General features: G+C 33.6%; 14 protein-coding genes. 2 read left to right on the top strand and 12 right to left on the bottom strand.

Annotated features, from left to right (window positions below):
* Positions 1-143: 143 nt before the first annotated feature.
* From AC1EU5_RS09375 to AC1EU5_RS09345, 7 genes are all read right to left on the bottom strand, one after another.
* Positions 144-473: a 2Fe-2S iron-sulfur cluster-binding family protein gene (locus AC1EU5_RS09375; RefSeq protein WP_480192121.1), complete on the bottom strand. Its 330-nt coding sequence runs from the start codon at positions 471-473 to the stop codon at positions 144-146.
* Entirely contained in the window at positions 466-1,374 is a 909-nt protein-coding gene (locus tag AC1EU5_RS09370; protein ID WP_480192120.1) for a sterol desaturase family protein, read from the bottom strand. The genes AC1EU5_RS09375 and AC1EU5_RS09370 overlap by 8 nt, the downstream gene beginning before the upstream one ends.
* Before the next feature lie 74 nt (positions 1,375-1,448).
* Complete coding sequence (locus tag AC1EU5_RS09365; RefSeq protein WP_480192119.1) at positions 1,449-2,504, bottom strand: NAD(P)/FAD-dependent oxidoreductase; 1,056 nt, start codon at positions 2,502-2,504, stop codon at positions 1,449-1,451.
* A gap of 62 nt (positions 2,505-2,566) precedes the next feature.
* Positions 2,567-2,803 (bottom strand): NifU family protein, encoded by a 237-nt coding sequence (locus AC1EU5_RS09360; RefSeq protein WP_480192118.1) that lies wholly within the window; start codon positions 2,801-2,803, stop codon positions 2,567-2,569.
* A gap of 3 nt (positions 2,804-2,806) precedes the next feature.
* Positions 2,807-3,943, bottom strand: coding sequence for an Mrp/NBP35 family ATP-binding protein (locus AC1EU5_RS09355; protein WP_480192117.1), 1,137 nt, complete (start codon positions 3,941-3,943; stop codon positions 2,807-2,809).
* Positions 3,944-4,100: 157 nt separating this feature from the next.
* Positions 4,101-5,693, bottom strand: a complete 1,593-nt coding sequence (locus tag AC1EU5_RS09350) for an Ig-like domain-containing protein (RefSeq protein WP_480192116.1) — start codon at positions 5,691-5,693, stop codon at positions 4,101-4,103.
* A gap of 34 nt (positions 5,694-5,727) precedes the next feature.
* The gene (locus AC1EU5_RS09345; protein WP_480192115.1) at positions 5,728-6,420 is read right to left on the bottom strand and encodes a ComF family protein; all 693 of its coding nucleotides are present in this window, start codon (positions 6,418-6,420) and stop codon (positions 5,728-5,730) included.
* A gap of 195 nt (positions 6,421-6,615) precedes the next feature.
* Here AC1EU5_RS09345 and AC1EU5_RS09340 point away from each other — a divergent pair, with 195 nt between their 5' ends.
* Together AC1EU5_RS09340 and AC1EU5_RS09335 are read left to right on the top strand one after the other, a co-directional pair.
* A complete protein-coding gene (locus AC1EU5_RS09340; protein WP_480192114.1) occupies positions 6,616-7,521 on the top strand; it encodes a hypothetical protein in 906 nt (301 codons plus the stop codon).
* 91 nt (positions 7,522-7,612) lie between these two features.
* The gene (locus tag AC1EU5_RS09335) at positions 7,613-9,154 is read left to right on the top strand and encodes a glycine--tRNA ligase (RefSeq protein ID WP_480192113.1); all 1,542 of its coding nucleotides are present in this window, start codon (positions 7,613-7,615) and stop codon (positions 9,152-9,154) included.
* Between the two features lie 22 nt (positions 9,155-9,176).
* On the opposite strand, the gene AC1EU5_RS09330 is transcribed toward AC1EU5_RS09335, so the two are convergent.
* From AC1EU5_RS09330 to AC1EU5_RS09310, 5 genes are all read right to left on the bottom strand, one after another.
* Positions 9,177-9,665 (bottom strand): energy transducer TonB, encoded by a 489-nt coding sequence (locus tag AC1EU5_RS09330; protein WP_480192112.1) that lies wholly within the window; start codon positions 9,663-9,665, stop codon positions 9,177-9,179.
* A gap of 94 nt (positions 9,666-9,759) precedes the next feature.
* Positions 9,760-10,446 carry a basic helix-loop-helix domain-containing protein gene (locus tag AC1EU5_RS09325; RefSeq protein WP_480192111.1) on the bottom strand — a complete coding sequence of 229 codons (687 nt, stop codon included), beginning with the start codon at positions 10,444-10,446 and terminating at the stop codon, positions 9,760-9,762.
* A 168-nt stretch (positions 10,447-10,614) separates the two neighbouring features.
* Positions 10,615-10,968, bottom strand: a complete 354-nt coding sequence (locus AC1EU5_RS09320) for a nuclear transport factor 2 family protein (RefSeq protein ID WP_480192110.1) — start codon at positions 10,966-10,968, stop codon at positions 10,615-10,617.
* 276 nt (positions 10,969-11,244) lie between these two features.
* Positions 11,245-12,996, bottom strand: coding sequence for a T9SS type A sorting domain-containing protein (locus tag AC1EU5_RS09315; protein ID WP_480192109.1), 1,752 nt, complete (start codon positions 12,994-12,996; stop codon positions 11,245-11,247).
* Between the two features lie 339 nt (positions 12,997-13,335).
* Positions 13,336-13,902 (bottom strand): DUF3575 domain-containing protein, encoded by a 567-nt coding sequence (locus AC1EU5_RS09310; RefSeq protein WP_480192108.1) that lies wholly within the window; start codon positions 13,900-13,902, stop codon positions 13,336-13,338.
* Positions 13,903-13,931: the final 29 nt, after the last annotated feature.

Raw genomic sequence — 13,931 nt, 5'->3', positions numbered from 1 at the left:
ACAATACATAATTCGTTGATCAAATAGAAGGTAACCCTCACTCAGGATTCCTCTTGATCAAGAATTTAAGAAGTAACAATAAGTCTTCGAAGTTTGAATGCATCTTTCCTTACTAGTAACTACCCAAAGATACATAATATTTTTTAGGATTCAGGAGCTAATTCTACCTCTAAACCATCAAGTTCAGGTGTCATAGGGATTTGGCATCCCAGGCGGCTGTTGTCTTCCACATAGAAGGCTTCAGCAAGCATTAAGTCTTCATCTGGTGACATTTCAGGTAGCTGATGATCTGATTTTACATAGCATTGGCAGGATGCACACATAGCCATACCACCACAAACACCTATAGTACCTTCTGGAGCCAATTCATAGGAACGAACTACTTCCATAAGATTCATTGCCATATCTGTAGGTGCTTGAATTTCATGAATTATACCTTCTCTATCAGTTATTGTAATTGTAATATCAGACATTTTCTTGTTCTTTCAATTTTTTTCGTAAAACCTTAGCACGTTTATCTTCTCCATCATGACTCCAACCAGGTGCGTAAAAGATATATTTTAATTTATCAGATAATTTGTTCGCTCTTTTAATATCCTTTAGTATTGAAGCGTATTCATGTGTAGCCACTTTAACCGGGTGATAGGTGCCTATATTTGTTGTTAATCCGTATTTAGGATGCTCAATTTCTTTGACCTCTTCAGAAAATGTGCCAAAAATACGATCCCAAATAATAAAAATACCTGCATGGTTACAATCTAAATAACGGATATTGGAAGCATGATGTACGCGATGATGAGAAGGCGTATTAAAAATGAACTCAATAGGTTTAGGTAGTTTATCAACCAATTCTGTATGAATCCAGAACTGATAAATCAAACTAATACCCATCATGGTAAACATCATGAGAGGGTCAAACCCTAGTAATGGAATCCATATCCAAAATAAAAATTTATGGATACGCTCTCCTACTCCTTGCCGCAATGCGGTTCCTAAATTTAAATAAACAGATGAATGATGTGATACATGACCTGCCCAGAATAATCGTACTTCATGATTCATTCTGTGAAACCAGTAGTAGGCAAAATCGTCTGCAAAGATGAGTAATATCCATGCCCACCATTGACGCTGTACTATACCTTTTAGAGGGCTAATTTCATGCAAATAGAAAAAAGCAATAAATGCCAATACTTTAGGAATAAATTCTACAATTCCAGAAAAAACCATCATTAATAACGAGACCCCAGTATCTTTAACATAATACTTTTCTTTAGCAATAAAATACTCTATCACCATAGATATTAAGAATACAGGAACCGCAAAATAAATGAGTTTATCTTGAGAGAGTTGTTGTATGTATTCTAGGAAGGTCATCTTTAAAGTTGATGAGATCCTGAAAACAACCCTTCGACTGCGCTCAGGGTGACATCTTCAGGATGACATTAAGTTTATTCTATTTTTTTGACAACTGCTTTTGGAGCTTCTTTTTTGGTACCATCAAACCCTTCTACACCTCCAACCGTTGTATATTTCATTACATACTTCTTATCAGGATGTATACGTTTATAGGCACTCTGACACATCAACGTAGCTTCATGAAATCCGCAAAGGATTAATTTTAACTTCCCAGGATAGGTATTCACATCACCAATGGCATAAATGCCTTCAATATTTGTTTGGTAATCCAAAGCGTTGTTCACTTTAATGGCATTTTTTTCAATTTCCAGCCCCCAATCAGCAATAGGGCCCAATTTTGGCGATAAGCCAAACAGCGGAATGAAATGATCAGTATTTAAGACAAAAGGATCCTCACCTACTTTGTGAATTTCAACTCCCATAACATGATTATCTCCTAAGATACCTTTAACCTCTGCAGGAGTAATTAAATTGATCTTGCCTTCATTTTTTAATTCCTGAACTTTGTCTACACTATCCAGAGCACCTCTAAACTCATTTCTACGATGCACTAAAGTGACTGATTTTGCAATATCAGTTAAGAAAATAGACCAGTCTAAGGCAGAATCACCGCCACCAGCTATTACAACATCTTTACCTCTGTAAATCTCAGGCTCCCGAATCATATATTCCACACCCTTATCCTCATAATTGGAAATATTGGTAATAGGTGGTTTACGGGGTTCAAAACTTCCTAAACCTCCAGCAATAGCCACAACAGGCGCTTGATGTTTTGTTCCTTTGTTGGTAGTTACTATAAATGTACCGTCCTCTTGTTTGTCAATGGTATCAGCACGTTCTCCAAGTGTAAACCCAGGTTCAAATTGTTTAGACTGTTCTAATAATTTGTCAGTTAATTCTCCTGCCAAAATCTCAGGATAGGCCGGAATATCATAAATAGGTTTTTTAGGGTAGATCTCTGAGCACTGTCCACCTGGCTGAGGTAAAGCGTCTATTAAATGGCACCGCAACTTCAATAGGCCTGCCTCAAAAACAGTAAAGAGCCCAGTAGGGCCCGCTCCAATAATTAATATGTCGGTTTTAATCATCTAGTAAAATACTTTCGCAAAAATATTTTAACTGATCGTCTCTAATAATGATAAAAATCAGTTTACTCTACACTAATTACTTCTTGAATTTGTGGTGCATACTTCTTGATAGTTGCTTCTACTCCATTCTTTAAAGTCATCTGATTGACAGAACAAGATATACAAGCACCTTCTAATTGCACTTTTACAATATCATCATCTACAGACACTAAAGAGATGTTACCTCCATCAGCTTGCAGAAAAGGCCTGATTTCAGTTAAGGCTTTCTCTATATTTTCTTTTAACTCTTTTCTACCCATCTCTCAATTTTTTATGGCACTACAGCCTGCCATTGTTGTTATTTTTACGACTTCAGTAGGAGGTAATTCTTTATTCCGTTTTACCAACTGAGTCACCATATTTTTTGTAATATCAATAAACGCATCTTCAAGTGGCGTATCAGTTTGTAAAGCTACCGGATGTCCCACATCTCCCCCTTCTCGGATACCTTGTACTAGCGGAATTTCCCCTAAAAATGTAGTACTCGTGTCACTAGCTAAATTCTTAGCGCCATCTTTACCAAAGATATAATATTTATTCTCAGGTAACTCAGCAGGTGTAAAATAGCTCATATTTTCTATGAGACCCAATACAGGAACCTGAATACTCTTTTGTTCAAACATAGCAATCCCCTTTTTTGCATCTGCCAATGCTATATTTTGAGGCGTACTTACAATCAATGCACCGGTAATTGGTAACGATTGTACAATAGACAAATGAATATCACCTGTTCCTGGAGGGAGATCAATCAACATAAAATCAAGCTCTCCCCAATCTGCGTCAAAGATCATCTGGTTAAGCGCTTTTGAGGCCATAGGCCCTCTCCATATCACCGCTTGATTTGGTTGTGTAAAAAAACCTAAGGATAATAACTTTACGCCATAGCTTTCAATTGGTTTCATTTTTGAACGACCATCAACATTTACCGATAGTGGTCTTTCTCCTTCTACATCAAACATAATAGGCATTGACGGACCGTATACATCAGCATCTAATACACCTACTTTAAAGCCCATCTTAGACAATGTAATAGCTAAGTTTGCCGTAATAGTAGACTTACCTACACCACCCTTACCTGAGGCAACAGCTATAATATTCTGAATACCTTCTATTTTTTTTCCTTTAATTAAAGGGAGTTCCGGTTTCTTAGGGGCATTTACCTTTACATTCACTTTTACATCTGCTTTTTGGTATACCAGTTGATGGATAGCTTTCATTATTTCAACTTCTACCTTCTTTTTTGCCTGCAAAGATGGATTGGAAATGACCACATCTACAATCACCTCCATACCAAATGTTACCACATTTTGAATGGCTCCACTCTCTACTAAACTCTTACCTTCACCAGCAGCAGTAACAGTCTCTAAAGCCTTATATATATCTTGTTTATTAAACTTCACTGTTTATATTGATTCTAAATTACAAAGGTAGGATTTATACTTCAAATTTTAAAGTAAATGGATAGCTATAATTTATAGTTTAATTAGCTTATGTTATTTACAAGTATTTGTAAATTTTTAATCCCGATAGCTATCAGGAGGAAATAATTGTAAACTGCTATTTTAGAATAAGCGTTTCGGTAACATCCCAATTGGCACGTATTTCAACCTCTTCTGAAAAATAAACTACTGTTTCGGGCTGTAACTTATTCAAAAAACTACCAGTATCCCACTCGCCATTTCTATTCTCGTCATAAATAACCCGTATTTTATATTTAGCAGGTTCAAGGTTTCTAAATTCAAATTCCTGAGCTTGTTCAGCATACACTCTTTCAATCAGATTGGCATTCTCATCTATCAAATCAACTATAATAGGATATGATCTTATATTTTGAAGTGTTAAAAAAGCATTTCCATAATCTGAGGGTTGCTTTGTAGAAAAACCAACAGTAATGGTATCATTTACATTTCCGAAAAAATCAGTAATCGCGTTTGGTAATATTTGAAGCCTGTAGCTATCGTTATATTTTTTCTTAAAATCAATGGTCACCTTATCTAATTGATCAGATAACTTACTAGTATAGCTCACAGGCAATGTATCTTTATCAATTATCTTAATTTTTGAAGTATCAAGAGTAGCAATAGGGGTTATTGAAGTTAGTTTTAAGGTATCTCTTAATTTTAAAATACCACGGATAGTACTAGAAATATTTAAAGAGTCTTGATCTTTTGAACGTAATCTTACAGTTACAGTATCTAAAATTTTTTGATTTGAAACTAAAAATTGAATAGAATCTTGTTTAATTCCTTTAAACCAGTAATTTAAACTATCCTTTCCTTGTTCAAAAATTGACAAGCTTTGTAACGAATCTATTGGTTGAAATGGTTTTACTTTTAGACTATCTGCAATTCCTTGATACGGAAAAATAATATGATTCTTTGATGGCTGTTCTGGTCTTAATAGTTGGTAGGGTAATATTTCTTTGAACAAGGTAATTTCAAAGTTTTCTTCTGTAGGAATTTCAATCTGCTGACTTACAAACCCTATTTTATCCTCCTTGGGTGAATAAATATAATCTCTACTCACATCATTTGAAGCTATTAACAAATACTTACCAGCTTTTAAATTGGTCATTTCCCAAACGGTCGTATCTAAAGAATTAGCCACATAGTATGGTTTCTCCTTAAAAATAACAGAATCTGTATACTGCTCATTGATTTCATAGAGCATTACTGCAATATTTTTATCGGCTTCTTCATTAAAGGCATCTTTTACTATACCAGAAATCTTGAGCGAATCTATAACATCACCAGTAGAAAATACATATTTGAAATTACTTAATATATTACCTTCAGTATTGTCAACTATGCTTTGTCCAAAATTGAACGTATACGTAGTATTTTCTTTCAATGTATCTATAATTTTGATCTTAATAAATTTACTAGGCGTACCTAATGGTGTAATAATGGGATTATACTTTAAAGGTGGAGAAACAACCAATTGTTTATTTAGTTCATTGAGTTTCACAAATTCATCAAAGTAAATTCGTATTTCTTTAGCATCAAAATTTGTAGTTTGTTGAGGGGGTTTTGCCGCTTCCATCACAGGAGGTATTGAATCTTTAGGACCTCCAGTAGGTCTTCCTCTTTTAGCACAGTTAGAGGTAGCAAATATGAGTAGAACTACTATTAAGAGTACTCTATAAATCATCCAAAATTATTTGCTGCAAATAAACAACTATTTTTTAGGCTGTAAAAGCAATTGTAACTACGCTTACTTTACTATTCTTGATTTTATTTAACTGAAGTATACATGCTTCAATGGTTGCGCCAGTGGTAATTACATCATCAACCAATAAAACATGTTTATTTTCAAATATTCTATCGTCAGATATATAAAACTTATCCTTTAAATTTTCAAATCGATCTAGCCTGCCCTTACCTGTTTGCGAGACTGTATCTAATTTTCTTTTCAACACTTCATCGTTATATTGAATTCCTAATCCTTCAGCTATCTTTTGTCCAAACATGGCTACCTGATTATATCCTCTTGATTTGAGTTTCTCTTTATGTAATGGCACAGGTATTACACAATCAAACTGATGAGCTCTCTTATGTTGTTTTAATTCTTCAACCATCCAATTACCAAATAAAACCCCTAATTTTTGTCTATCATAATACTTAAGCTTATGAATTAATGTTTGTGAAAGTCCCTTACTTTCATAAAAAAACAAAGCAGTTCCAAACTCCAAAGTTACTCTTCCTGTAAATGATTGTTCTAAAGCATTCCTTTTCTGATCAGAAAAATCAGTGTACGGTATATCAAATCTACAGTTCAAACAAATAAGTTCTTCTCCATCTTTCAACCCTTCTTCGCAGCCCTCACAAACTTTAGGAAAAAACAAATGAAATGTATCCAATAAAAGTGCTTTCAACATATAGTAAAAATCTAGAATAACTTTAGAATTCCTTTAGAATTAACATCTACATTTGGCACCTTGAAGACGTATATTGTCTTGATAAAATTGTTATTAACTATTAAAAAAACAGAATTCTGAGTGACAATATTTAGTTAATTTCGCGTTAAATTAAGGAATTAAAATTTTAACTCAAGAATAAAAAAACTTAAAGCCATGGGAGAAAATCAATCTTCAAACAACAACAAAATTGCAATAGGTGTTCTTATTGCTTTATTATTAGCTCTTGGTGTGTATACCTTTACTAGCCACAATAAACACAAAGAAGCTGAAGAATTCTTACAAGAAGAAAAAGAGCAGATCTTAGGGAATCTAACTACTATGGAAGAAAAGTATGACAATGCTATTGCACAGAATACTACACTTTCTGAGGAGTTAAAAGTAGAAAGAGATAAGATAGTTGCTTTTAAAGATTCAGTTCAAAACTTAAAGAGTTCTAACTGGAGAGTAATCAGACGTTATAGAGGTAAGATTGCTGAGTTAGAAAAAACAAACGAAAGATTGTTATTTGTAACTGACTCTTTAAAGCTAGTAAACAATCTTCTAGTAATTGAAAAGGATAGTATCACAGGTAAGCTAATTGAGCAAACTAGTGTAAATGATACTTTATTAGCTGAAAACTTAGATTTAGCTAAAAAGGTTGAGATAGGTGGTGCTTTAAAAGTAAGCTCAGTAAATGCTACTGCTATGCGTTTAAGAAGTAATGGTAAGTATGCTGAGACAAATAAATCATCTAAAACTGATGCTTTTAGAGTTGGGTTCAAAATTGACAAAAACGAAATTGCAACTCCTGGTGATAAACAAGCTAATATTACAATTACTACTCCTGGTGGAAAAATCATCAACCAAAAAGGTACTATTACTTTAAAGAATGGTAATGAGGTTGGTTATACAGATCAAGATGTTATTGGTTACGAAAATGCTTCAAAAGACGTTGTAATGTTTGTAGATAATATCAGCCAAGATCTTGATAAAGGTATCTACACTATTAAAGTTTATATTGACGGTATCTTAGTAGGCGCTAGCAATGTTGAATTAAAAGACGCTTTCTTAGGTCTTTAAGAAATCGCTCTAAACTATATTGAAAAAAAGGATGCAAAATTGCATCCTTTTTTTATTTCTCAATCTTTCCAGTTTATTTATTTTTGCGGCTATGGCAAATAAAGACGATCAATTTAAGAAGGTAATTTCCCATGCCAAAGAGTATGGTTATATTTTTCAGAGTAGTGAGATTTATGATGGGCTGAGTGCTGTGTATGACTATGGACAGAACGGTGCTGAACTAAAGAAAAATATCCGTGAGTACTGGTGGAAAGCCATGGTGCAAATGCATGAAAATATTGTGGGTATTGATGCTGCCATTTTTATGCACCCTACCACTTGGAAGGCTTCTGGTCATGTCGATGCCTTTAATGATCCATTGATTGATAACAAAGATTCTAAAAAACGCTACAGAGCAGATGTTCTGATTGAAGATTATTGTGCCAAAATAGAAGCCAAGATTGATAAAGAAGTAACGAAAGCAACAAAACGTTTTGGCGATGCTTTTGACAAAGAACAGTTTTTAAATACAAATCCAAGAGTTTTAGGATATCAAGAAAAGATTAAATCTACGCTTTCGCGGATGGCAAGGTCTTTAGAAAATGAAGATCTAGCTGATGTAAAAGCTTTAATAGAAGAATTAGAAATTGCTGATCCGTTAACAGGAAGTAAAAACTGGACAGATGTTAAGCAATTCAACTTAATGTTTGGCACCAAGTTGGGTGCTTCTGCTGAAAACGCTACAGATCTATATTTACGGCCTGAAACTGCACAAGGAATTTTTGTAAACTTTTTGAATGTTCAAAAGTCAGGGCGTATGAAAATACCTTTCGGTATTGCTCAAACCGGTAAGGCTTTTAGAAATGAAATTGTAGCACGCCAGTTTATCTTTAGAATGCGCGAGTTTGAACAAATGGAAATGCAATTTTTTATCAAACCCGGCACGCAAAAAGAATGGTATGATCACTGGAAAGAAACACGATTAAAATGGCATTTATCATTAGGTATGGGTGCAGAGAATTATCGTTTTCATGACCATGAAAAACTAGCATTTTATGCCGATGCTGCAACAGATATTGAGTTCAAATTCCCATTTGGGTTTAAAGAATTAGAAGGAATTCATTCTAGAACAGACTATGACCTAGGTCAACACGAAAAATATACCGGTAAAAAGTTACAGTACTTTGATCATGAAGAAAACAAAAGTTATGTGCCTTATGTATTAGAGACCTCTATTGGCTTAGACAGAATGTTTTTAGCAGTGTTCTCAAATTCATTACAGGAAGAGCAGCTTGAAAATGGTACTACTCGCACCGTTTTAAAACTACCTGCAGTATTAGCACCCACCAAAGCAGCGGTTTTGCCGTTGATTAAAAGAGATGGATTACCTGAAATTGCCAGGAAGATCATTGATGATCTAAAATGGGATTTTAATGTGATTTATGACGAAAAGGACGCCGTAGGACGTCGTTACCGTCGTCAAGATGCGGCCGGAACACCTTTTTGTATTACTGTAGATCATGATACCTTAGAAGATAATTCAGTGACTATTCGCCACCGAGATACTATGGAACAACAACGTGTAAAAATTGAAGAACTAAAAGACATCATTAAACAGGAAGTAGCTATGCGTTCTTGGTTGATGAGGATGTAGTTTTATGAGTTGGCTTTAGTTTTTATTCTTCCCAAACAAATTTGAATGGTAAAAGAAATTTGGTCTTAACCTTCTTTCCATTTCTCAATTCCGCTGGTTTCCAATTAGGTATTTTTGCAATTACTTTGTAACAAGCTGTATCGTAGTCTTTTCTCAACCTTTCAATAATTTCAATATCAACTACTTTTCCTAATGTGTCAACCACAAAAGTAGATTTAATCTTTCCTTCGATTCCTTCAAAGTGTCCTTGTGAAAATCTAAAATTTTTTTGAATAAAAATGGTCAATGAGTCAAATCCACCTGGAAATTCAGGTAATTCACTTAATCTCGAAAAATTTACTTGCTCATTATTTTCATCTAAAAGTTGGTATTTCAAGTTCAGCGAATTTTTATATTCCACTCTTTTAAATTCCTTTTGAGTGAGTTCTTTTTCAGGTTCAGATTCTTTTCCTGAATTCTTACAAGAAGTCAGAAGTAAAATGGTCAATATAAATCCTATTATTTTATCCAATTGGTGAGTTTTCCTAAATTATACTAGTTGTAGTGCACTGCTTTTATTTTTTTATTCATTCGATCAAATTTCTCTTCTCCTCGTTCATTTTTTATCAGTTAGTTGAGATTACTTTTGTATTAACACCATAGATATTATAAACTACTTTTGATTTATTTAGTGTCCTTTTGTCGTCTGTAATGAAATAGTCGAAGTGAGTAGCATAAAATGAATGGCTACTATCCCAAAGTCTTGCATAATTTGATTTATCATTATACTTGTCTTTCCAATAACCAAGCATATCTAAAAGCTCAAAAATCGCAGCTACTCGATTACTCGTTCCAAAAATTTTTCCGTCAGGATGATGTGAAATTCCAATTTCTATCAGATCAAGGAATTTATAACTTTGTCCAGTTTCGGTTAATTTTTTATTTAAATGCTCAACAACTTCTTCTGGTTTATAATTATTCATTCTCTTTGGATCTAAATTTAATATTTTCCGAGTCTCAAATTTTTGTTCCTCGCTTATCAAATTTGCTAATCCTTTCATCGCATTTTGTGCAAATGAAACATCAGTTATTGTTTGGATAACTTCAAAAGGACTTTCCTTAAATTCGAAAACTTCATTTTGCAAGTTTTCATTTATATAATTTCCCTGAGTTATTTTTTCAATAGTTTCTAACCTTTTATTTATTCTGTCTCGTCGATGTTGTTCACTGTTTCCTTTGATTTCGAGGGTTTCTTGAATATGAGATGCAGAATAGAAAATAGAGTCTATTTTAGAGCCAATAATTCCTTCCAAATCCGATATTGTTAGAGATTCGTTTTCCAAATAAACAAAAATGTTTGTGTCAGGATAGATTCTCATTTAAATATTGAGGAGTTTTAATATTAAAATAAATTCAGCGCAGGTTCCATTTAAAGACTGACAAGCGAAGTTCGATGAAAATAAATTAAGAAGCAAACTAAACTACTTGAGTTGCCTATCTTCACGAATCTCCCCAATATGATAATAGGCAATAATTTCTTCAATGAGTTCATCTTTTATATAATACCATTCACTTACATCTAAAGAGAAGTCTGCGCTTTGTTTGGCTGTATAACGTACACAGGCATTTTCTGTTCCATAAATTTCATCATGAATTATAAATTGATAGCCTAAAAACTTTTCTTTATTCGCTTCCACCAAATCTAAATAGGTCTTTTTACCTTCAATAGTACCAAAAGGGCTGGTATGTTTAAAATTATCAGAAACAGGAATATCTTGAAAATTACCGTTTTGCCAAACTGTAAACCATTTAGTAACTAGATCTCTTGAGCTCATGAAGATATACTTTTATAAACCGAGGTGCATTTTAAACTAATTCTTAAGTCCAAAACCGTCAGTTCGAGTTTTTAAAGAAAAAGTATTGAGAACCTGCCTTTCCGGCAGGCAACGCTTTGTCTATCCTAAAATTCCATTCTCGATACAATTTTTCTTCATCCTTATTCAGAAAAATTACTCGAATTGACGAATTTTTATCAAAATGAACAACGGAATTTTAACACTCAAAATTAAAGAATAAAATGTCATTTAACTACACTGAAGGATGTAGCTATTTTATTCGATTATTAATTTAAGGCTACCTGATCTTGAAAGTGTTGAAATTTTAACAATATAAATACCACTGGCAAAACCAGATACATCAATCATCATTTTAAGATTGTTTGAAGGAAGAATCGCAACCTGATTGCCAAGAGTATCAAAAATAGTGACTGTTTTAATTTGTTCGTTTTTGGAACTAATCGTCAAAACATCTTTTACCGGATTAGGATAAACAATTACTTCGTCTAAGCTTAAGGATTGATCATCATCACTTAAAGTACTTTCTACTTGTTTTATATCATCAAACAGAAACGTTGCATTGGCTGACGCATCGTTAGGTGTTGCGTAACCTAACATCAGTGTTATTACATTATAAATCGGATTATCTTGATTCGTAAAATCCCAGGTATAGGTCTCCCATTCACCTGACACAGTGGTTAATACGTCTCGCTCGTCTGCAAAACCTGCTACATTACTTTCTACTTTAAATTTCAATAAAGTTCCAACAGGCGCATCCGTATATACTTTCATAGAGATTAAGCCATTAGTTGACATATTATTAATAAAATCCGTTAGTGCTAGTTTACTTTTGGCCCACGGCGCGCCACCACTTCTAACAAATTGTCCAACAGTAGCACTAGGATTGTTATCATCAATGTGAGGATTTGGTATGACAGCGCCTATACCTCCGCTTTCATTAATAAAATCAGAAGTTACAACACTTGTTTCAAAGTCTATTGGTAAACTGGTTGGTACTGGTGCTGGTATGGCAGGCCCTGCAAATTGTTGTACATCATCAAATAAAAAAGTAGACGTAGTTGTGCCATCGCCAACATTACCAAAATCAAACATAAATTGTAATCTATCATAATCACTTGCTTGTCCATCAAAATTCCAGCTAGCAGTTTCCCAGGCACCAGAAACTGTAGTCAAGTAGTCTAAATTGGTTCTACCTCCGCTTGCGTTTTCTAATTCTAGTTTAATTCTTGTGCCTATTGGTGCGGTTGTATAGATCTTCATTGATATATGCCACATGGTAGAAAAATCGATAGGGCTTTCAAGAAAAATTTTGCTGCCAGCCCAAAATTCACCTCCGTTACGTACAATTTGGCAAACAGTAGCACTAGTATTATCAGCATCAACATAAGGGTTTGAAATTATACTTGCTGTTGCGCCGTTATAATTAAGAAAATCAGTGTCAACAATTCCTGCTTCAAAATCAATTGGTAATAACGTAGGTACTGGAGCTACTGGTCCCGCTAATTGCTCGATATCATCGAAGTAAAAAGTTGAATTAGAAGTACCGTCTCCTACATTACCAAAATCAAACATAAAAACAATTTCATTAAGATTATTAGGTGTGCCTACAAAAATCCATTCTAAGGTTTCCCAAACACCTGAAACAGTAGTCATGGCATCAACTTCAACTGATGATCCAGCCCCCTCTAATTTGAATTTGACAATAGTTCCCACAGGTGCAGTAGTATATACCTTCATCGTAATTTTTGTTAATACAGAAAAATCTAGATTGTCAGTCAATAGAATTTTACTACCCGCAAAAATAGCTCCGCCATCCCTTATAATACGCCCAACAGAGTTACTCATATTTATACCTGATGACATTGGGTTAGTAGTCACTATAGCTGTTCCTCCATCAAAATCAACAAAATCTGAAGTAGTAACATCTCCTTCAAAATCTATTGGTAAATTTTGAGAAAACACTGTATATGCATTTAGTATAATGAGTAGTAAGTAAAAATTCTTCATAAGCATAATGGTTAGTTTCAATTCTTGTTTCGAATATAATTATTGAATATTAATAGGAGGTAAAACCGACCTATACATAAACCATACATCATAAAAAAATTATTTTTCGAATAGTAATTTTTCCTTTAAAGGAAAACAACCATAACGAATTATCTTTTAATTCATTTAATTTTAGTTATTTAAATACAAAATCTTTAGTTTTTTAATTGTGCAAAACATTAAGTATAGTGCGATTTTAATTCCGCTTATCGATCGTTAAGCTAATTCTGTTGAAAATATCTTAGTCAAATAAAAACCCCAAGCTAAGCTTGGGGTTCATTTATTTTAAATAGGTTGTTATTAAAAGCGATAACCTAAAGAAGCACCTAAACGAGGAACCAATTCAGTACCTACATCATTATTGGAAGTGGATAAATTTCTACCAACACCTCCAAAAAATTCAAAAGCAAAGCCTTTTTTGGTAACAAACTTCCCTCCTACGGCTAGACCTAAAGCAAAATTGTCAGAAGTTTCGCCCGAATCAATATCAACATTATCTACAAAATCATAATCATCAAAATCTTTCTGCCTGTTATACATTGCAAAAGTCTCCAAGAAGAACCCCCATGCATGTTTTCTTGAAAAGAAACGCCTGTAATAAGGAGTGATAGCAAAGGTCTCATTATAGTATATGTCTATCTCGTCATCATTAATATCATCTTCATCTTGAAGGTTTGCCAATACCGACACACCAATTGATGATTCTGAGTCTATTAAATATTCGTATGAAAAATCTAATGATTTAAATACAATTAAGTTAAAGGCATTGGCTTTGAACTCATGGCGCTTAAGCTTAACTTTATCTTGCTCTTGTGCAACAAGAGTAAATGAACTTATAAAAAATAGTAGTATTAAATTTTTTCTCATGGCTCGTTTTTGGTTTTTTAAAATAACTA

It is taken from the genome of Maritimimonas sp. 2405UD52-3 (assembly GCF_056591715.1).
Note: the sequence above shows the minus strand (reverse complement) of the source record. Positions and strands in the feature narration are given on the sequence as shown.